This is a genomic window from Caulobacter sp. Root343, assembly GCF_001425745.1.
In the GTDB taxonomy this organism is placed as follows: Bacteria; Pseudomonadota; Alphaproteobacteria; order Caulobacterales; family Caulobacteraceae; genus Caulobacter.
On the sequence record NZ_LMDF01000006.1, the window covers coordinates 681,636 to 701,390 of the forward strand.

General features: G+C 68.0%; 18 protein-coding genes. 11 read left to right on the forward strand and 7 right to left on the reverse strand.

The window, feature by feature from the left end:
* Positions 1-73: 73 nt before the first annotated feature.
* Positions 74-1,207 (forward strand): pole-localized protein SpbR, encoded by a 1,134-nt coding sequence (spbR, locus tag ASC70_RS10675; RefSeq protein WP_056049841.1) that lies wholly within the window; start codon positions 74-76, stop codon positions 1,205-1,207.
* Positions 1,208-1,274: 67 nt separating this feature from the next.
* Positions 1,275-2,039: an NUDIX domain-containing protein gene (locus tag ASC70_RS10680; RefSeq protein WP_056049843.1), complete on the forward strand. Its 765-nt coding sequence runs from the start codon at positions 1,275-1,277 to the stop codon at positions 2,037-2,039.
* A gap of 20 nt (positions 2,040-2,059) precedes the next feature.
* On the opposite strand, the gene ASC70_RS10685 is transcribed toward ASC70_RS10680, so the two are convergent.
* The 4 genes from ASC70_RS10685 to ASC70_RS10700 are packed head-to-tail and all read right to left on the reverse strand — an operon-like array spanning position 2,060 to position 5,581.
* Positions 2,060-2,698 (reverse strand): ABC-type transport auxiliary lipoprotein family protein, encoded by a 639-nt coding sequence (locus ASC70_RS10685; protein WP_056049845.1) that lies wholly within the window; start codon positions 2,696-2,698, stop codon positions 2,060-2,062.
* Positions 2,695-3,633 carry an MlaD family protein gene (locus ASC70_RS10690; RefSeq protein ID WP_047409164.1) on the reverse strand — a complete coding sequence of 313 codons (939 nt, stop codon included), beginning with the start codon at positions 3,631-3,633 and terminating at the stop codon, positions 2,695-2,697. Before ASC70_RS10690 ends, ASC70_RS10685 begins: the two co-directional genes overlap by 4 nt.
* The gene (locus ASC70_RS10695) at positions 3,633-4,469 is read right to left on the reverse strand and encodes an ABC transporter ATP-binding protein (protein ID WP_056049848.1); all 837 of its coding nucleotides are present in this window, start codon (positions 4,467-4,469) and stop codon (positions 3,633-3,635) included. Before ASC70_RS10695 ends, ASC70_RS10690 begins: the two co-directional genes overlap by 1 nt.
* The gene (locus ASC70_RS10700) at positions 4,466-5,581 is read right to left on the reverse strand and encodes an MlaE family lipid ABC transporter permease subunit (protein WP_056049851.1); all 1,116 of its coding nucleotides are present in this window, start codon (positions 5,579-5,581) and stop codon (positions 4,466-4,468) included. The genes ASC70_RS10695 and ASC70_RS10700 overlap by 4 nt, the downstream gene beginning before the upstream one ends.
* A 245-nt stretch (positions 5,582-5,826) precedes the next feature.
* On the opposite strand from ASC70_RS10700, the gene ASC70_RS10705 reads away from it, so the two are divergent.
* The gene (locus ASC70_RS10705; RefSeq protein WP_056049854.1) at positions 5,827-7,386 is read left to right on the forward strand and encodes a methyl-accepting chemotaxis protein; all 1,560 of its coding nucleotides are present in this window, start codon (positions 5,827-5,829) and stop codon (positions 7,384-7,386) included.
* A 3-nt stretch (positions 7,387-7,389) separates the two neighbouring features.
* Here the strand turns inward: ASC70_RS10705 and ASC70_RS10710 are convergent, their stop codons facing one another.
* Positions 7,390-8,439 (reverse strand): LacI family DNA-binding transcriptional regulator, encoded by a 1,050-nt coding sequence (locus ASC70_RS10710; protein ID WP_047409152.1) that lies wholly within the window; start codon positions 8,437-8,439, stop codon positions 7,390-7,392.
* Between the two features lie 255 nt (positions 8,440-8,694).
* On the opposite strand from ASC70_RS10710, the gene ASC70_RS10715 reads away from it, so the two are divergent.
* From ASC70_RS10715 to ASC70_RS10725, 3 genes are all read left to right on the forward strand, one after another.
* Positions 8,695-9,951, forward strand: coding sequence for an MFS transporter (locus ASC70_RS10715; protein ID WP_056049857.1), 1,257 nt, complete (start codon positions 8,695-8,697; stop codon positions 9,949-9,951).
* 17 nt (positions 9,952-9,968) lie between these two features.
* Positions 9,969-10,775, forward strand: coding sequence for an RNA methyltransferase (locus tag ASC70_RS10720; RefSeq protein ID WP_056049860.1), 807 nt, complete (start codon positions 9,969-9,971; stop codon positions 10,773-10,775).
* A gap of 72 nt (positions 10,776-10,847) precedes the next feature.
* Complete coding sequence (locus tag ASC70_RS10725) at positions 10,848-11,837, forward strand: alpha/beta hydrolase (protein WP_056049863.1); 990 nt, start codon at positions 10,848-10,850, stop codon at positions 11,835-11,837.
* Here ASC70_RS10725 and ASC70_RS10730 read toward each other — a convergent pair.
* Complete coding sequence (locus ASC70_RS10730) at positions 11,834-12,559, reverse strand: YafY family protein (protein ID WP_056049866.1); 726 nt, start codon at positions 12,557-12,559, stop codon at positions 11,834-11,836. The genes ASC70_RS10725 and ASC70_RS10730 overlap by 4 nt on opposite strands.
* A gap of 93 nt (positions 12,560-12,652) precedes the next feature.
* Between ASC70_RS10730 and ASC70_RS10735 the strand changes: the two genes are divergently transcribed.
* From ASC70_RS10735 to ASC70_RS10745, 3 genes are all read left to right on the forward strand, one after another.
* The gene (locus tag ASC70_RS10735; RefSeq protein WP_056050594.1) at positions 12,653-13,381 is read left to right on the forward strand and encodes a glutathione S-transferase family protein; all 729 of its coding nucleotides are present in this window, start codon (positions 12,653-12,655) and stop codon (positions 13,379-13,381) included.
* Between the two features lie 86 nt (positions 13,382-13,467).
* Positions 13,468-13,716 carry a hypothetical protein gene (locus ASC70_RS10740; RefSeq protein WP_056049868.1) on the forward strand — a complete coding sequence of 83 codons (249 nt, stop codon included), beginning with the start codon at positions 13,468-13,470 and terminating at the stop codon, positions 13,714-13,716.
* Positions 13,717-14,074: 358 nt separating this feature from the next.
* Complete coding sequence (locus ASC70_RS10745) at positions 14,075-14,857, forward strand: FadR/GntR family transcriptional regulator (RefSeq protein ID WP_056049871.1); 783 nt, start codon at positions 14,075-14,077, stop codon at positions 14,855-14,857.
* Between the two features lie 85 nt (positions 14,858-14,942).
* On the opposite strand, the gene ASC70_RS10750 is transcribed toward ASC70_RS10745, so the two are convergent.
* Entirely contained in the window at positions 14,943-17,339 is a 2,397-nt protein-coding gene (locus tag ASC70_RS10750) for a TonB-dependent receptor (RefSeq protein ID WP_056049873.1), read from the reverse strand.
* Between the two features lie 343 nt (positions 17,340-17,682).
* On the opposite strand from ASC70_RS10750, the gene kduI reads away from it, so the two are divergent.
* Together kduI and ASC70_RS10760 are read left to right on the forward strand one after the other, a co-directional pair.
* Complete coding sequence (kduI, locus tag ASC70_RS10755) at positions 17,683-18,531, forward strand: 5-dehydro-4-deoxy-D-glucuronate isomerase (RefSeq protein WP_235519340.1); 849 nt, start codon at positions 17,683-17,685, stop codon at positions 18,529-18,531.
* Positions 18,532-18,550: 19 nt separating this feature from the next.
* Positions 18,551-19,753: a glycoside hydrolase family 105 protein gene (locus ASC70_RS10760; protein WP_056049876.1), complete on the forward strand. Its 1,203-nt coding sequence runs from the start codon at positions 18,551-18,553 to the stop codon at positions 19,751-19,753.
* Positions 19,754-19,755: the final 2 nt, after the last annotated feature.

The following is a 19,755-nucleotide window of genomic DNA, read 5'->3' on the forward strand; positions in this document are numbered from 1 at the left end:
TTCCTGGCTCAAACAATCATTAAGCCTAACCGTCGAGGATGCGACTCCACGCATAGGGTTGGGCGGGCGAACCATGGCCACGACACGCGCTGCACTGACAGACTCCGACATCCGCATGCTCGTGAAGGGCGCGACGCCTGACGAGCGCGCCCTGGCGGCGCACAAGCTGTGTCGCAACATCGACCGCGCCGTCCTCACCGAGGAGGAGCGCCAGGTCGCGCACGACATCCTGCGCGTGATGGCGGCCGACGCCGCCGAGCTGGTTCGCCGGGCTCTGGCCGTCACGCTCAAGAATTCCACGGCCCTGCCGCCTGACGTCGCCAACCGCCTGGCGCGCGATGTCGAGAGCGTCAGCCTGCCGGTCATCAGCTTCTCGCCGGTGTTCACCGACGCCGACCTGGCCGAAATCGTCCGCGTGGGCGGCCCGCTGCGCCAGATGGCGGTGGCCAAGCGTCCCAAACTGTCGGCGCGCATCACCTCGATGCTGGTCGAGGAAGGCGCCGAGGACGTGGTCGCCACGGCCTGCGCCAACGACAACGCCCGCTTCTCGGAAGTGACGCTGCAGAAGGCCCTGGACCGCTTCGCCAAGTCCGAACAGGTGCTGCAGGCCGTCGCCTACCGCTCGGCCCTGCCGCTGGCCGTGTCCGAGCGTCTGATCGACATGGTCGGCGACCAGCTGCGCGACCATATCCTGTCCAACCACGCGCTGTCGCCTGAACGGACCCTGGAGCTGATCGTCGGCGCCAAGGAGCGGGCGACGATCGACCTCGTGGATCAGGCCGGCCGCGCCGCCGATCCCAAGGCCTTCGTCGCGCACCTGAACGGCGTGGGCCGCCTGTCGCCGTCGCTGTTGCTGCGCGCCCTGGCCCACGGCCACATGACGTTCTTCGAATGGGCCGTGGCCGAGCTGGCCGGCGTGCCGCACCATCGCACCTGGCTGATGATCCACGACGCCGGTCCCCTGGGCCTGAAGGCGATCTGCGAGCGCGCCGGCCTGCCGCCACGCCTGCTCTCGGCCTTCCGCGCGGGCGTCGACGCCTTCCACGGCCTGGAATTCGACGGCCGCGCCCACGATCGCGAACGCTTCCAGGAGCACATGATCCAGCGCTTCCTGACCTCGCCGCACGCGGCCTCGCGCGAGGACAGCGACTACCTGCTGGAGCGCATGGACCGCAGTTCGAACAAGCGCCGCGCCGCCTCGGCCTGAGTTCGCCGCCAAACGGCTGTTCGAAAGAGGCCTGGGCAAGGCCGCGCGCCGGCGCCAGACTTGGCGGATGTCCGACCCCGCACCGGGCGCGATCCGTCCCGCCGCCACCATACTGCTGCTCCGCGACGCGCCGTCATTCGAGGTGCTGATGGTCAAGCGCCACCATCAGATCGATTTCGCGGCGGGGGCCTTGGTCTTTCCCGGCGGCAAGAGCCACCAGGGCGACAGCGATCCGCGCTGGGCTAGGCTGGCGCTGGGGTTCGACGCCCTGGATCCGGACTCCGCGGCCCTGCGCATCGCCGCCATCCGCGAAGCCTATGAGGAGGCCGGCATTCTGCTGGCCCGCGACCGGGACGGGGCCTTCTACGCCGGCGAGGCGGCCAAGGACGTCCGTGCGGCGGTGGCCGAGGACAAGGTCGCCTTCATCGACGTGGTCGAGAACCTGGGGCTCAAGCTGGACCTCTCGGCCCTGACCGTCTTTGCTCGCTGGATCACGCCCAAGCTGATGCCCAAGCGGTTCGACACCTGGTTCTACGTCGCCCACGCGCCCCTGGCGCAGCAGGCGATCTGCGACGGCCACGAGGCCGTCGACGCCGAATGGGTCGCGCCGGGCCTGGCCCTGGACTTGGCGGCGTCGGGCGCGCGCAAGGTGATCTTCCCAACGCGGATGAACCTGCAATTGCTGGCCGAGAGCGCCAGTCCCGCCGACGCCGTCGCCCGGGCGGCGGCGCGCGAGCTGGTCACGGTCGAGCCGTGGGTCGATGGGCCCGTCCTGCGGATCCAGGAGAATGCCGGCTATGGCCCGGTGACGGAGCCCCTGGAGGCGCTTTAGGCTGGCGCTTTGAGGGCGCCCTAGTTCTTGATCCCAGGCCCGGCGGCGTTGACCCAGGTCACCACGTCGCCCAGCACCTTGGCGACGGCCTGGTCATAGGCCGGCACGATGGCCGAGACGCGGTTGTCGGCGGCCTTCACGCGGGCCTCGAACACCTGGTCGCCGACCAGGGCGCGATCCTGGTTGCTGTTCAGCACGCCCCGCACCCGCACCACGATCTCGGGCGCGGCCTTGGGGCCGTTGACGTAGTCGGTCTCGAAGGTGCGGACTTCCAGACGCAGCACGAGGTCGGCCTTGGCCACCTCGCCGCGGCCGATCAGCCGAGCCCGACCGGGATCGTTCTCGAACGCATGGGCGACGGCTTCCTCGAACAGCACGAAGGCCGGCGAGACCCATCGCGCGTCGGCGATATAGGCCACCTCGCCGCCGGTGCTGGTCAGGATGCGATCGCCGGCGGCGGCGCGGGTGAACGCCGACGGCGCCTTCAGCACGCCGAACATCGCGCCCGGCGGGCCCTTCGGCACGCTGACGCTCGCCTCGCCGAAGCGATAGAGGCTGGAGGGCTTGGTCTTCGGGAAGACGCTGATGCAGCCGGAAAGACTAGCGGCCAGGACCGCGACGGCCAGGAGTTTGGAGGCGGTTCGGATCATCGGGCTCACGGCTTGACCTCCACTTCCTTGGCGGGCGGCTTGCCGACGACGCCTCGGGGGTTCTGTTCGACGTCGGCGACCAGGCGGTCCAGGGACTCGGCGGCCGACTGCAGGGTGACGATGGCGGCCGAGAGCTGCGGCAGGCCGGTGGTGGCGAAGTCGCTGGTCGGACCCTCCAGCTTGGAGACCATGCCGCGGGCGTCCTTGGCGGCGCCCTTCAACTCGGCCGCGGCGTCGCCCAGCTCCTTCAGCGTGCGCTTGCCGTCGCCGTCGACCAGGCCGTTGGCGCTCTTGGAGAGCTCCGTGATCGACTGGGCGGTCGCGTCGATGCTCTGCAGCGCCTTCTGGGCGTCGGCGATGATCTCCTTGCGCTCGCGCAGCTCGGCGGTCACGGCCTGGACGTCGCTGAGCGAGGCGCTGAAGGTCTTGATGTTCTTGTCGGACAGCACGCGGTTGACCCGGTCCAGCGCCTCGATCGTGCGGGTCAGCACCGTGCCGCCGCCTTCCAGCAGGTCGGAGAGGGCGCTGCGCTGGCTGCGCAGGACCGGCACCTTGCCGCTCTTGACCGTGTCCTTCAGCAGCGCCTTGTTCGGCGAGCCGGCGGTGATCTGGACGTAGTTGACGCCAGTGATGCCCTGCGGCTCCAGCGTGGCGTAGCTGTCGACCTTGATCGGCACGTCCGAGGTAACCCGCGCGCGCGCGATCACCCGGTTGGGGTCGCTCTTGTCGAGTTCGATGCGCGACACCTCGCCGACCTTGATGCCGTTGAAATGGACCTCGCCGCCTTCAGAGAGGCCGCGGACCGGACCGATGAACAGGATGTCGTAGAGGTCGTAGTCGCGCGTGAAGCTGAGCTTGGCCAGCCAGACCACGAAGATCACCAGGCCCATGAACAGGGCCAGGGATATGGCCCCGACCAGGGCGTAGTTGGCGTTTCTTTCCATCAGAAATCAGTCCTCGCCTCGGCCGGATCCTCGGAGGTCGCGGCGGCGCGTCCCCGGGGGCCCAGGAAGTATTGCTTGATCCAGGGATGATCCGAACGCTCGAGCTCGCGCACGGGCGCCACGGCCACGACCTTCCTGTCGGCCAGCACGGCGACGCGGTCGGTGATGGCGTAGAGGCTGTCCAGATCGTGGGTGATCATGAAGACGGTCAGGTCCAGGCTGTCGGACAGGTCCTTGATCAGCGCGTCGAAGGCTTCGGCGGCGATCGGGTCGAGGCCGGCCGTGGGCTCGTCCAGGAACAACAGCTCGGGGTCCATGGCCAGGGCGCGAGCCAGGCCGGCGCGCTTGCGCATGCCGCCCGACAGCTCGGCGGGCTTCAAGGTCGCGGCGCGGGCGGGCAGGCCGACCATGGCGATCTTCAGCTCGGCCAATTCCTCGACCTCGCGCCGGGGCAGGCGGGTATGCTCGAACAGCGGCGCGGCGACGTTCTCGCGCACGGTCAGGTTCGAGAACAGCGCGCCCTGCTGGAAGAGCACGCCCCAGCGTCGCTCGACCGACGACCAGCGTCGCCGCGAGGCCGTGCGCATGTCGCCGCCGAACAGTCGCACCGTGCCGCCGTCGGGCGCCTTCAGGCCGATGATGGTGTTCAGCAGCACTGACTTGCCGGTGCCCGAGCCGCCGACCACGCCTAGCACCTCGCCACGCTCGACCTTCAGGTCCACGCCGTCGTGGACGATGTTGTCGCCGAAGCAGGAGACCAGGCCTTGGACCTCGATGGGAAAGCGCTCGGCCTCGGCCGTGTCGATCGATGGCGGCAGGGGGGCGGGGCTGGTCATATGTCCAGCTCCATATAGACCAGGGCGAAGATCGCATCGATCAGGATGATGGCGAAGATGGCGTGCACCACCGCCGCCGTCACCCGCCGACCCAGGGACTCGACGTCGTTGCCGACCTCCATCCCCTGGCGGCAGCCGATGGCGGCGATGACCATCGCCATGACGGGCGCCTTGGAGAGGCCGATCCAGAAGTGGGTGGCCCCGACATAGTCGATGATCCGCTGCAGGAAGAAGGTCGGCGACAGGTCCAGCACGATCCACACGACCAGGATGCCGCCGGCCAGGCCCGCGATGGTGGCCACGAAGGTCAGCAGCGGGATCGTGAACAGCAGGGCGGCGAACCTCGGCAACACTAAAGCCTCGTAGGGATCCACGCCCATGACCTGCATGGCGTCGATCTCCTGGTTCATCTTCATCGAGCCGATCTCGGCCGCGAAGCTCGAGGCCGAGCGGCCGGCCAGCAGGATGGCGGTGATCAGGATGTTGAACTCGCGCATCACCGAGATGCCGATCAGCTCGACGGAATAGACCTGGGCCCCGAAGTCGGTGAGCATGTTGGCGCCCAGCAGGGCCACCACCGCGCCGATGAAGAAGGTGGTGGTCGCCACGATCGGCATGGCGTCGAGCCCCGCGCGCTCACACTGCGAAATGATCGGCGCCCAGCGGATCCGGCGCGGATCGGCGAAGCTGCGTCCCAGGGCCACCAGCAGGTGCCCCAGGAACACCATGGTGCTGTAGCCGTCCGAAAACAGGCCGAAGACCCCGCGGCCGATCCGCTCCAGCAGGGCGTGGAACCCGCCGGGCCGCACGGTGGGCTCGGGCTCGACCTGGATGGCGGCGCCGACCAACTCCAGCAGCCGCAGCACCTCGCGACGCGCCTGGACGTGCTGGGTGTCCAGCCGGTCGCCGGCCGCGCGCAGGATGGCGTAGGCGCCGGCGGTGTCGCAGCGGTTGACGCCCATCAGGTCCAGCGCCAGCGTGCGCCGAGTGGAAAGCGCCTGGGCCAGGCGCAGGCCGGCGTCGAGCAGACCCCGCGCGGTCCAATCCCCCGAGAGCACGGCCGTCGATCGGCCGTCCTGCTCGGTCAAGGTGAAGTCCGCCGGAAGCGCCATGAAGTCCTTGAGGGTCTCTACGCGACTATATCCAAGCCCCGCCATGGACCTGACAAGTCCAAAACGCGCCAAGGCGCAGCTTGGTTCTATTCACGGCCAGAACGTGGCCGTGACCTGCGAAAACGGGTTGCTCGGCGGGTGGTGCGGCCACGCGGCGCATCGTGCCGAACTTCAATCTTGGTTAACAGATTCCGGTCACGAACGTGGTCAATCAAACCTTACCATCGAGTCGGAGTACCGAAGGCATGAGCGCGCACGCGAAGCTGGATCAGCGGATGGCCTTCATGCGCTTCGACGAGCGTTCGCGTTCGGCCCTGCGCGCGATCAAGCCGGTGATCGACGCCGAGATCTCCGCGGCCCTCGGCAAGTTCTACAACCAGATCCGCGCCTTCCCCGAAACCCGCGGCAAGTTCCGCGACGAGGGCCACATGGCCGGCGCCGAGCGCGCCCAGGCCGCCCATTGGCGCCGGATCGCCCAGGCCGACTACGGCGACACCTATGTCCGGGACGTCGAGCGGATCGGCCGCGCCCATGTCGACGCCGAGCTCGAGCCGCAATGGTACATCGGCGGCTATGCCCTGGTGGCCGAGGAACTGATCCGCGCCGTGGTCGCCAAGCGCGCCAAGGGGCTGTTCAACGGCGCGAAATCGGACGCCGAGCTGGCCGATGGCCTGTCGGCCCTGACCAAGGCCGTGTTCCTCGACATGGAACTGGCGATCTCCAGCTATCTGAGCCTGCTGCAGGAAGAGCGCGACGCCCTGGAGGCCGAACGTGAAGCCGCCGAACTCCGTCAGGCCCAAGCGGTCAAGGCGGTGGGCGATGCCCTGGCGCGCCTGGCCGCCGGGGATCTCTCGGCCCGCGTCGACGGCGACCTCGCGCCTGAGTTCCAGAGCTTGAAGATCGACTTCGAGCGCGCCGCCGGCGCTCTGGGCGAGGCGATGCGCGCGGTCGAGCATTCGGCCGGCGGTATTCGCGCCGGGGCCGACGAGATCGCCCGCGGCGCCGAGGACCTCTCGCAGCGCACCGAACAACAGGCGGCCACGCTGGAACAGACGGCCGCCGCCGTCGAGGAATTGACCGGCGCCGTGGGCAAGACCGCCAAGAGCGCCCGCGAGGTCTCCTCGCGCGTCGGCGAAGCCTCGGCCGAGGCCGAGCGCTCGGGACAGATCGTCACCCGCGCCGCCCAGGCCATGACCAAGATCGAGGCCCAGTCGCAGCAGGTGAACCAGATCCTGGGCATGATCGACGAAATCGCCTTCCAGACCAATCTGCTGGCTCTGAACGCTGGTGTCGAAGCGGCCCGGGCCGGCGACGCCGGCAAGGGCTTCGCGGTCGTCGCCCAGGAGGTGCGGGCCCTAGCCCAGCGCTCGGCCGAGGCCGCCCGCGAGATCAAGTCGCTGATCACCGAGTCGAGCCGCCAAGTTAGCGAAGGCGTCGACCTGGTCGGCCAGACGGGCGAGTCCCTGCGCGGCATCGTCAACAAGGTCGAGGGCATCAACGAACTGGTCAACGCCATCGCCGCCTCGGCCAGCGAGCAGGCCACGGCCCTGGGTCAGGTCAATTCGGCCGTGAACCAACTGGACCAGGTCACCCAGCGCAACGCCGCCATGGTCTCGCGGTCGACCGAAGCGACCCACACCCTGCGGGTCGAGGCCGCGGACCTGTCGAACCGCGTCGCCGCCTTCCGCCTGGGCTCGCGTCCGCAGACCCAAACCTTCCAATCGACCTATCAGGAGCGCCCGGTCGAAAACCCGGTGCACGCCGCCCGGGCCCGGGTCGCCGCTTTCGCGCGTCCGGGACGGTAAGGCCTAGCGCGGCGGCGGCGCCGTCGAGGCGCGGTGGATCAGTTCGAACGGCAGGAGCTCATCGATCGGCCGCTCGGGCCGCTCATTGCTCTTGGCTTGGGCGATCAGCAGCTTGGCCGCCACCGAGGACATTTCCGCCACCGGCTGGCGCACGGTGGTCAGTTGCGGCCGGCTGAAGCGTGAGCTGGGGCTGTCGTCGAAGCCTGCCACGGAGATATCGCCGGGGATCATCAGCCCGGCTTCGGCGATCGCGGCGATACAGCCCAGGGCCATGTCGTCGTTGCTGGCGAAGATCGCCGTCGGGCGGTCGGCAAGGGCCAGCAGGGCCTTGGCCTGCTCCAGGCCCGACTGGAACGTGAAGTCGCCCTGGCGCACCAGGCCCTCGGCCACGGGCAGGCGGCGAGCCTTCATGGCCTCCAGATAGCCCTCGCGCCGCGCCTGGCTGGCGCCGTAGCGGGGCTCGCCGACAATGAAGCCGATGCGTTTGTGGCCCAGGTCGGCCAGGTGCTCGGTCATCTCGCGAGCGGCGGCGACGTCGTCCATGTGCACGCGCGGGCCAAGGCCGCCGCGCTCGGGGCCGACGCGGACATAGGGCGTGCCGGCCTTGTCGAGCAGCTCCAGCACCACCTCGTTGTCCGAGGAGGGCGGGGTCAGGATGACGCCGTCGGGCTTCAGGGCGGCCAGCAGGGCCGCCACTTCCTGGCGCACCTGCGGGCCCTCGTGGTCGATCAACTCGATCAGCAGGTGATAGCCGGCCGCGCGGCACTCCAGCGTCGCGCCCAGCTGGATGCGGCTGAGATAGTCGGCGCCGCGCTCGCTCTGCCAATGGTCGATGGTCAGGGCCGCGTCGACGAAGACGGCGATCACGAACGAGCGCGAGCCGGCCAGGCTGCGGGCCGACAGGTTCGGGCTGTAGCCGAGATCGCCGGCGGCGGTGAGCACGCGTTCGCGCATCGCGGGCCGAACGTTCGGCTCGTTGTTCATCACCCGCGAAACGGTCTTGATCGAGACGCCCGCCCGCGCGGCGACGTCGTAGATCGTCACCGAAGCCATCAGTCCGTCCCGACTTGCATTGGAGTCACGCCCATTAGCCCAACCTAGAGCCTGTCCGCTCAAGAAGGAAACTCCCTGCTTAACCGTAAGCGCCCCCTTGTGCAGCCCCGAAGGGGCGGCCACTGTCCAGTTTCGACGCGGCGCGAAGACCGCGCGGAGCCTGTCCAGTTCCGGTGAAAGCCTCGGAAGTGGAAAAACGGGCGCCGTTCAAAGGATCTGGAGCATGGCGGTGGCCATGCTCGCTGGGGAGGTGAGATGCGGCCTGACGACGGGGCGCGGCCCAAGACGCCGGTGCGCGCGAACTTCATCGCCGCCTATACCCTGGCCCAGATCGGGGCCTTCGTTTCGTTTCAACCGCTGCTGCAAGTCCTGCTGCCTCTGAAGGCGGCCGCCATCGACCATGCCAGCAAGGCGGTGGTGCTGAGCCAGGTCGCGTTCTACGGCGCTATCGTCGCCAGTATCGCCAACCTGCTGGCCGGCGCGATCAGCGATCGCACCACCTCGCGATTCGGTCGTCGCAGGCCCTGGATGGTGGTGGGCGCCCTGGGAGCGTCTCTCGCCTATCTGGCGATCATGCGCGCCAAGACGCCGCTGGAGCTGATCGGCGGGGTGATCCTGTTTCAACTGACCTTCAATCTCTGCTTCTCGGCCCTGGTGGCGGTGATGCCCGACCGGGTGCCCGACACTCAGAAGGGGCTGGTGGCGGCGTTCCTCAGCCTGGGCAATCCGATCGGTACGGCCGCCGGGGCGGTGCTGATCGGCGGGGTGCTGGTCACCGAAGGCTATCGGTACGCGGCGATTTCCGCCGCCTTGCTGCTGGGCCTGGCGCCGTTCGTGATCCGCCTGCGCGATCCGCCGCTGCCCAAGGCCGACGTGCCGCCGTTCCATCTGATGGAATTCGTCGCGGGCCTGTGGGTCAATCCGCGCAAGCATCCGGATTTCGCCTTCGCCTGGGTCGGACGGTTCATGGTGCTGGTCGCCCTGAGCCTGATCCAGAACTACATGCTCTACTTCCTGCAGGACGTTCTGGACTATCCGAGCCTGTTTCCCGGTCATCGATCGGAGGAGGGCCTGGCGATCCTGACCACGGTCTCGACCTGCTTCAACATCGCCTTCGCCCTGTTGGGCGGCGTGCTGTCGGATCGCCTGAAGCGGCGGAAGCTGTTCGCGTTCGCCGCCGCGTTGACCATCGCCGCGTCGATGGCCACGCTCTCGCTGTCGCCCGGCTGGCCCGCCCTGATCGTGGCCTACATCGTGCTCGGCTGCGGAGCGGGCTGCTTCTATGCGGTCGACATCGCCCTGGTCACCCAGGTGCTGCCCTCGCAGCGCGATGCGGGCAAGGATCTTGGGGTGATCAATCTGGCCAACACCCTGCCGCAGGCCCTGGCGCCGGCCCTGGCGGTCTGGAGCCTGGGACCGACCCATCTCAACTTTCACGTCTTCTTCCTGATGGCCGCGGCGCTGGCTCTGGCTGGCGGTCTGGCCATCCTGCCGATACGAGGGGTGCGCTAACCCTTCCAGAGGCCGCCTTGCCCCAGTTTCGCGTCGTCACCGACCCCGACGATCCCGCCGTCGCGCCGTTCCGAGCGATCAAGGAACGCGACCTCGTCGGCCGCGAGGGGCTGTTCATCGCCGAGGGCGAGACGGTGCTGCGGGCCTTTGTCCGTGACGCGCCCGAGCGGGTGGTCTCGCTGCTGATCGATCCCAAGCGCAAGGACAAGCTGGCCGAGGTGTTCGCCGGTTTGCCGGACGAGACGCCGGTCCATCTCGCCGACCAGGCGGTGGTCGACGCCATCGCCGGCTTTCACCTGCATCGCGGCGTGCTGGCCGTCGGCCGCAAGCCCGAGCCGGTCGCGGCGGGAGCCCTGCTGGCCCGCTTGCCCGGCCGCGCGGTCGTACTGGTGCTGTGCGGCATCGCCAATCACGACAACATCGGCGGCATCTATCGCAACGCCGCCGCGTTCGGGGCCGACGCTGTGATCCTCGACGCCGACTGCTGCGATCCGCTGTACCGCAAGGCGATCCGCGTCTCGGTCGGCGCGGCCCTGTCGGTTCCCACCGCGCGGCTGGAGCGGGGCGAGGACATCGCCGAACTCCTGGCGGCGATGGGCTTCGAAAGCTTGGCGCTCAGTCCGTCGGCGACCGAGACCCTGGCTCGCCTGACACCAGCGCCGCGGACAGCGGTGCTGCTGGGCGCGGAAGGGCCGGGCCTCTCTCCCGAGGTCATGGCCGGCGCGAGGACCGTCGGCATTCCGATGGCGGGCGGCTTCGACTCGCTGAACGTCGCCACGACCAGCGGGATCGTGCTGCATCATCTGCGCTTCGCCCGAGGCTAGGAAACCGGTTTCCAAATCGGCCGAAGCGGATTTAGGGTCTGCCCAGAACATCCCGTCAGAAGGCTCGATCCCATGCTGAACCGCCGCGGCGCCCTGTCCGTTTTCGTCACCGGCGTCCTGGCAGTGCTGGCGACTCGCAAGGCGGAGGCCGCACCTGTGGACAAGCCCCAGATCACCCCGTCGGACCCGACCGAGGTCATCACCCTCTGGCCGAACGGCGCGCCGGGCGGGGAGGGCGTCACGGCCGAGGAAAAGATCATCGAACGGGCGGGCGACCCCAAGGGGCCCAGGGACCGCGCCCAGGTCCACACGCGCAAGCCGACCATGACCGTCTTCCGTCCGAAGACGCCGAACGGCGCGGCCGTGATGCTGATCCCCGGCGGCGGCTATGAGCGCGTGGTGCTGGATAAGGAAGGCTATGAGACCGCCCGGTGGCTGAACGCGCGCGGCTACACCTGCTTCGTGCTGTTTTACCGGATGCCGGGGGACGGCTGGGCGGCGGGCGGCGATGCGCCGCTGCAGGATGCTCAGCGGGGCATCCGCCTGATCCGTTCGAAGGCCAAGGAGATGGGCTTCTCGTCCGACCGGGTGGCGATCATGGGCTTTTCGGCCGGTGGTCACCTGGCGGCCAACCTGACGGTGCGCTTCGACGCTCCGACCTATGATCCGATCGACGCCGCCGACCAACTTCCGGCCAAGCCGAACCTGTCGGCGCTGATGTATCCGGTGGTCAGCCTGGATCCGGCCATCGCTCACGCCGGTTCGCGCAAGCAGCTGCTGACGGCGAACGCCTCGCCTGAGCGCGCCTTGGAGCTGTCGCCCGAGAAGCAGGTGCGCGAGGGTTTGTCACCCGTGTTCCAGGTGCACGCGGCCGACGACAGGACCGTGCCGGTCGAGAATTCGCTCGCGATGTTCGCGGCGCTGAAGGCCAAGGCCGTGCCGGCCGAGCTGCATGTGTTCGAGGAGGGCGGCCATGGCTTTGGCCTGCGTTTCGCGACCGACAAGCCGGTGGCGGCCTGGCCGAGCCTGTTCGAGACCTTCGCCAAGCGTCACGGGGTTTAGGCGCCGCAGCCGGCGCGCTCCTTGGCTTTCCAGGCGGCGATCTCGGCGTCGCGGAACTTGATCCATTCACCGCGCAGCACCGCCGGCCGCTTGCCGTGGCGTTCTTCCAGAAAGTCGGCCCCGACCACGCGGTCGGTGCGGAAGCTGCGGAACGCCTGACGCAGTTCGCACCAGGCGATGATCATCCGGATCGTCTCGCGATAGCCGACGGTGACCGGCCAGATCACCCGGGCGCTCACCGCGCCGGCCCCGTCGCTGTAGTCCAGCCGGATCTTGCGGCCGGCATGGATCCAGGCCCGGACCTGGGCGACGTCGATGCGGTCGGTCTGCGGGTTCCAGGCCGGGGCCGCGCCGATGGCGGGCTCCAGCACATAGGGCCGGAGGCGGTCGGGCACGGCGGCGGCGATCTTGCTGATCAGGTCGCTGGCGGCCTTGGCCAGGACCGGGTCGCCCCGTCCCGCCACCCATTGCGCGCCCAGCACCGCCGCCTCGATCTCGTCGGGGGTCAGCATCAGGGGCGGCATGTCGAAGCCGGCCTCCAGCACATAGCCCACCCCGGCCTCGCCGCGGATTGGCGCGCGCTGGCCGACCAGGGCGGCGATGTCGCGATAGACGCTGCGCTTGGAGGTCTCGAGCTCGGCGGCGATGGCGTCGGCGGTCACCGGCGCGCGGCTGCGGCGCAGGATCTGGATGATCTGGAAAAGGCGTTCGGCGCGTCTCATGGCTTCGAATATCGCTGATCGTTGCTGACAGCATGCTGGCAGTAGCCTGGCGGTAGCAAGTCGTCATCGCGACATTCGGGATGGAGAGGGATGATGATCACGCTATTCGCCGCCGGAGCCGGGTTCGGGCTGCCCGAGATCAGCCCCTACGTGACCAAGACCGAAGTCCAGCTGATGATGGCGGGTCTGAAGTACAAGAAGACCAAGGGCAGCCGCGAGACCGCGCCTAAGGGCCAGCTGCCGTGGATCGAGGACGCCGCCCAGGCGATCGGCGACTCCACCTTCATCCGCGCCCATGTCGAGCAGAAGTACGATGTCGACCTGGATGCGGGTCTGACCGGCAAGGAGCGCGCCCAGGCCTGGGCGATCGAGCGGATGATCGAGAACCAGCTGGGCTGGGTGTCCAGCTACTTCCGCTTCCTGGAGCCGGCCAACTTCGCCAAGGGGCCGGGCCGCTGGTTCGACCAGGCGCCGGAACACCTGCGCGACGACCTGCGCAAGGGGCTGCTGGAGGCGGTGGCGACCAATGTCCGGGCCGTCGGCGTCGGCCGGCACCTGCGCGAGGAGGTCGCCTGGCTGGGCAGCCTGTCGCTGCGCTCCCTCGACGAGCTTCTGGAGGACAAGGCCTATCTGATGCGCGACAGCCATCCGGTCGGTGTCGACGCCACGGCCTTCGCCATGCTGGCGGCGATCATGACCCCGTTCTTCGACTCGCCGTTACGACGCGAGGCCGAGAGCTATCCGCGCCTGGTGGACTATGTCGGGCGGATGATGGCGCAGTTCTATCCGGCTCACCCCTGGGGGCTGCGCCAGGCGGCCTAGGAAAATGAAACGGGACTGTAACCAGAAGAGGCCATCGTTCGAATGACCCAGCAGGTGCGTATCGGCGCCGATCAGGGGAGCGGACGATGGCTATCAATGGGGACTACCCGCAGCCGGTCACCGTCAATGGCTTCTCGTGCAAGAACTGCACGGATGTCGACTACGCCAAGAAGCACATCGACCCGGCCCACCCCAAGGATGGTCCGTACGGGGTGAATGCGACGGACCGAGACGCGGCTCACGACAGGGATAAGCCGCGCGGCTCGGATAAGGCGCATGCCGACGCCCGCAGAAATTGGTCCGATGCCGGCGTCGTGGTCAATGTCGAGGTTTGAGAGCGCTTCCAAAGTGGTTGTACAAGTCGCTCAAATTTGGCTGGATTGGTCAGGCCATTTTGCTTTGCATGCCTAACCAATTTCGCTAGGGTACAGAGCGCGACGGAATGGAGCCTCCAACTCCGTTCAATCGCTTGCTCGTCGACCACAGGCGCTGCGTATCTTGCGCCGACCTCCTCCCGGGGCGGACGACGATGGCGGCCGGAGTCCTTACCCTCCGGTCGCCCGCCGCCTTAGACCGCCGCCTTGGCGGATCGTCTTGGTAAGGCCACTCGACCGCGAGCGCTTGTGACAGGGCGGGACGCGCGCTAGTCCTTTGGGACGCGCCGACCCTGGCGCCTGACCACGGCCGCTTTTCATGTCGACCCCATCGCCGGATCCGCCTTCCACGGAGTCCACCAGGCTCTACCAGCAGGTGGCCGCCTCGATTAGCGCGTCGATCGCCAGCGGGACCTTCCAGCCCGGGCAACGGCTGCCGTCCGAGCGCGACCTGGCCGACGAGTTCGGCGTCAGCCGGCCCACCGTGCGCCGCGCCGTGATCGCGCTGGAGATGCGCGGCCTGCTGGAGGCTCGCCAGGGCTCGGGCGTGTATGTCCGCCTGGATCAGCCGCCGCCTCCGGTGAAGGACCTCGACATCGGGGCCTTCGAACAGGCTGAGGCTCGCCGCCTGTTCGAGGGCGAGGCCGCCGCCCTGGCCGCTACCCTGATCAGCGACGAGGAGCTGGCCTATCTCGAGGCGCTGGTCACCGAGATGAACAGCGAGGAATCGACCAAGGAGCAGAGCGAACTAGCCGACCGCCAGTTCCACATCACCATCGCCCAGGCCACCCGCAACACCGCCGTGGTGCGGATCGTCGAGAACACCTGGGACCTGCGCTATCGCTCGCGCCTGTGCATGCAGATGCTGGAAAAGGCCCGGCACGTGCGCAAGCGGCCGCTGAAGGACGAGCACCAGGAGATCATCGAGGCCCTGCGCACCCGCGACCCCAAGGCGGCGCGCGGCGCGATGCAGGCTCACCTGGGCGGGCTGATCGAGAATCTGCTGCTGACCGCCGAACTCGAGGCCATCGAGCGCACCCGCGAAAGCCTGGCGGCCAAGCGCGAGGAGATCGCCCTCCGCGCCGCCAGCGCGGCGAAGTAGTCCTTCGAGCGTCTCCCAAAAAAGAGGCCGGATCCCCTTGGGAGATCCGGCCGCGCAGGAGGGGTCTAGGGGAGGGAACTGCGCTCTAGAAGTTCACGTCCAGGCGGGCGCCGAAGTACCGGAAGGCGTCGCGGCCAGGGAACCAGGTGCGGCCCTGGGCCGTCGGGATGGCGGGGTTGCTGTAGCCCGAGGTGCCGTTGCCGATGCCCTGGGCATAGCGCTTGTCGAACAGGTTGTTGGCGAAGACCGAGACCTTGTAGCGGTCCTTCAGGTCGGTGATCCCCAGCTTCAGGTCGACGACGCTGTAGGCCTTCTGGATCGTGCGCGGGTCTTGGCTGAGCGAGAAGTTCACGTCGTCCTGCCAGCGATAGGTCGCGCCGACGAAGCCTTTGAACGGCATGCCCGGCAGCGCGATGTCGTACTGGCCGCCAATATTGAACTTGAACTTCGGCGTGTTGTTCAGCCGCTTACCGGCGAGGTTCTGCACGCGGCCGTTGGTGGTCGGCGTGCGGTAGCACTCGCCCGGCTTGCCGACATAGCCCGCCGGCTGCAGCGGCAGGTCGGCGGTGGCCGGCTGGGCGTTGTTGCAAGGCCCGTTCGGGAAGTCGATGACCGTGGCGTCCGTGTAGGCGAAGGCGCCGTTCAGGCGGAAGTTCGAGGTGACGCGGGCCACCGCGTCCAGCTCAACGCCCTGGGTGCGCAACTGGCCGACGCTGTTCAGGAAGGTCAGGAACGTGCCGTCGGGCAGGAACGACGTCACCGAAGTCTGGAAGCCCTTGTAGTCGGCCCGGAAGACGGTGGCGTTGAAATAGACGCGACGGTCCAGCAGGCTGCTCTTAAAGCCGATTTCATAGTTCTTGGCCGTTTCCGGCTTCACCGGCATCTGGGCGGCGATCGCGGCGCTGAACGTGCTGACCAGGTCATAGGCCTGACCCTTGTAGCCGGTCGAGAAGGTCCCGAACGTCATGATGTCGGGCGTGATCTTGTACTGCACGCCGACCTTGCCCGTGAACGCGTCGTCCTGGTCGGCCTTGCTGAAGAGCTGGTGGCTCGTCGGCGAGGTGAGGGTCGTGTTGGCGAAGATCGTCTTGTCGAAGTGATAGCTGATCTTCTGGCGGTTGATCCGCGCGCCGCCGGTGACGCTGAGCTTCTCGGTCACGTCCCAGGTGGCGTTGGCGAAGGCCGAATAGTTCTCGTTGGTGCTTTCGGCCAGGTAGCGAGCCAGCTGCAGCACCGGGCCGCGGTTCAGATAGCGATCCAGGTCGTTCTTGGCGTACCAGAGGCCGGCCACATAGCGGAAGCGGCTCTGGCCTGGCGAGACCAGCCGCAATTCCTGCGTCCACGAGTCGGCGTGGAAATAGCCGTCGATATGCGCGCCGCTGTTGATCCCCGACGGGCTGGCGACCGGGAAGCCCAGCAGGAACGGCTGGTCGGTGCCGTCGATGTCCTGGAAGTCGACCATCTTCCAGCGGTCGTGCGAGGTGATCGACGACAGGGTGTGGCCCTTCAGGAATGAGCCGTCGCCGAAGTCGTAGTCGATGCGGGCGGTCGTGCCGAAGACGTCCGAATTGCCGCCGCCGATCCGGTCGTTGGCGCGGACGAAGTGGTTGTTCTTGTCGATCGTGATGCCGCGCAGGGTCAGGCTGGCCGGGAAGGCGGGCTCACCCTGGTAGAACAGGCCCGGCGTCAGCTCGGTGATCGGGCTGGTGCAGCAGGTCGAGACGTTGTGGTTGTAGCGCGGGGCGACGCTGAGGGTCAGGTTCTCGGTCGGCGTCCAGACAAGCTTGGCTGTGGCGGTGAAGCCGGCGCTGCCGTTGACGTTCTTGCCGGTGGTCAGGTTCTTGACGTTGCCGTCGTAGTCGCTCTTGGCGACCGTCACGCGCAGCAGCAGGTCGTCCTTGATCGGTCCCGAAGCGGTGAAGCCGATCCGCTTCTCGCCGTCGTCGGTGACCAGCAGCATGCCCTTGCCCGAGAACTCGCGGGTGGGGGCGGCGGTGGCGATGTTCAGGACGCCGGCGATGGCGCTCTTGCCGAACAGGGTGCTCTGCGGGCCGCGCAGCACCTCGACGCGCTCGACGTCGATCAGGTCCTTGAAGGCGGCGGCCTGGAACCCGACCGGCACGTCGTCGATGACCACCGCCACGTCCGACTCGACGGCGATGCCGTTCGAGAAGGTGCCGATGCCGCGCATATTGATGCTGAAGTTGCCGGGCTGGCTGCCGTAGTTGATCACCAGCCCCGGCGACAGCTTCACCAGGTCGCCCAATTCGCGGACGTTGTTGCGTTCCAGCACGTCGGCGGTGACGGCGGTGACCGAGACCGGCACGTCCTGCAGGCGCTCGGCCCGCTTGGTCGAGGTGACGATGATCTCCTCGAGCTGGGCTGAGTCGCTGGCCTGAGCCTGGGCCGCGGCGGCGCCGGATGTGGCTGCCATCACGGCCGCGGCCGTGGAAGCGAGCAGCAAGAATCGAATGTTGGTCATGGCCTGGCCTTCCCCGCGCTAATGCTCGCCGGTTCAATGCCGACGGCGATTGGTATGCCCAACTGATGAAGTATGGTCAGGCCACTTGTCAAGTAGCGGCGTTATGCGGCCCCATGCGGTCTGGGTGGTGGGATTTTCACTCTACCAGGCAGCGATGGAAGCGCGTCCATTGACGCGACGGCGCTGGGTAAGGAGTCAAGCCTCTGTTCGGGCTTTACGGCTTGGTCTCCAGATTGGTAATGTCAATTTAGAAATCGCGATAAGCAGGGGGAGGGCGGATGCGTATCAGCGAGCGATCGCCGACAGGATCGGCGGCCGGCGGGCGACGGACCCGTATCCGCCGATGACCGTGCAGATGGACTATCGCGAGAGCACCGACCGTGCCGGCATGAGTCGGATGACGGTGCGCGAGCTGCGCGACACCTTCGTTATCGACAGCCTGTTCCGTCCCGGTGAGCTGGGACTCAGCTATCTGGAGATCGAACGGGCGGTGGTCGGCTCGGCCATGCCCGTCGGCGCGCCGCTGCTGTTGCCGACCCACAAGGAACTGGCCTCGCGCTTCTTCTGCGAGCGCCGCGAGGTCGGGGTGATCAATGTCGGCGGCCCGGGCTCGGTGACCCTGGACGGCCAGCGCTTCGACCTGGCCCGCCACGACAGCCTCTATGTCGGCCGGGGCGTCGAGACGGTCAGCTTCGCCAGCGACGACACGGCCCGGCCGGCGCGCTTCTACTTCGTCAGCTATCCAGCCCACGCCAGCCATCCCAGCAAGCGGGTGCGGCGCGACGAGGCTCGGACGATCTTCGCCGGTGAGGCCCACACGGCCAACCGCCGGGTGATCCGCCAGAGCATCCGCCCCGGCGTCGTCGAGACCTGCCAACTGGTGATGGGCTTCACCGAGCTGGAGGCGGGCAATGTCTGGAACACCATGCCGCCGCACACCCACCGTCGGCGCAGCGAGATCTACATGTATTTCGACGCCGCTCCCGGCCGCGTCATGCACCTGATGGGCGACCCGTCCGAGCCGCGCGCGGTGTTCATGGACGACGGCGAGGCGGTGTTCTCGCCCAGCTGGTCGATCCACAGCGGCGTCGGCACCGCCAACTACAGTTTTGTCTGGTCCATGGGCGGCGAGAACCTCGAGTTCGACGACATGGACGTCCTGGCCGTGTCCGACCTCGGGCCGGGCGCTTAAACGCGGAAGAGCCAAGCGAATGACCCTCAAGACCCTCCTGAAGGCGGCCGCCGCCCTCGCCATCCTGGCCGGAACCGCCGCGCCGGCTCTGGCCGCGCCGAGGAGCGCCGTCGTCAGTGTTCCGGTCTCGGCGGTCGACGCCGCCGGCCGCAAGGTCGCGGCCTGGCAGCTGAGCCACATGGACAATTTCGACTACGTGCCGGTCAGCCAATTTCGCAAGGATACCGAAGCGCCGCGCGACTGGATTCAGGCGGCGTTCTACATTGGCCTCTACACCTTCGCCGACGCGACCCAGGATCCGTACCTGACCACCGCCGTCCTCAAACATGGCGAGGCCGAGGGCTGGGGCTTCGACCATCGTCCGCGCCACGCCGACGCCGACGCCACCGGCGCGGTCTGGGTCTGGACGGCCGAGCGCACCAAGGACCCGAGCAAGCTGACGCCGATCCGCGCCCGCTTCGACGCGGTGCTGGCCGACCCGTCCAAGGTCTCGCTGGACTTCTCGCTGAAGCCCGAAAAGGGCCCGCCCTATTGCCAGGTCCGCTGGTGCTGGAGCGACGCGATCTTCATGGCCCCGCCAGCCTGGACGTCGCTGAGCAAGGTCTCCGGCGACAGGCGCTATCTGGCCCATGCCGACAGCGAGTTCTGGGCCACCCACGACTACCTGTTCGACAAGACCGACCACCTCTATTTCCGCGACAGCCGCTTCATCGCCCAACGCAGCGACGCGGGCGCCAAGATCTTCTGGGGCCGAGGCAACGGCTGGGCGTTCGCGGGGATCGCGCGGATCCTGCAGGACCTGCCGGCCAACCATCCCAGCCGCCCGAGGTACGAGGCGGTGTTCAAGCAGATGGCCGCGCGGATCGCGCCGTTGCAGGGCGAGCAGGGCTATTGGCCCGTCTCGCTGCTGGAGCCGCAAAAGACGCCGGAGACCAGCGGCACGGGCTTCTTCGTCTACGGCCTGGCCTGGGGCGTGAACCACGGGCTGCTGTCCCGCGCCAAGTACGGTCCGGTCATCGACAAGGGCTGGAAGGCCCTGGATGCGGCGATCGAGCCCGACGGGCGCCTGGGCTGGGTGCAGCGCGTCGGCGCCGCGCCGGACCAGGTGGGGCCGGACGATACTCAGCTTTACGGTGTCGGCGCCTTCCTGCTGGCGGCCAGCGAGGTGCGCAAGCTTGGCCAAGTTTCGGGCTCGCCTTCCCAAGGTCCAGCCAAGCGCTAAGA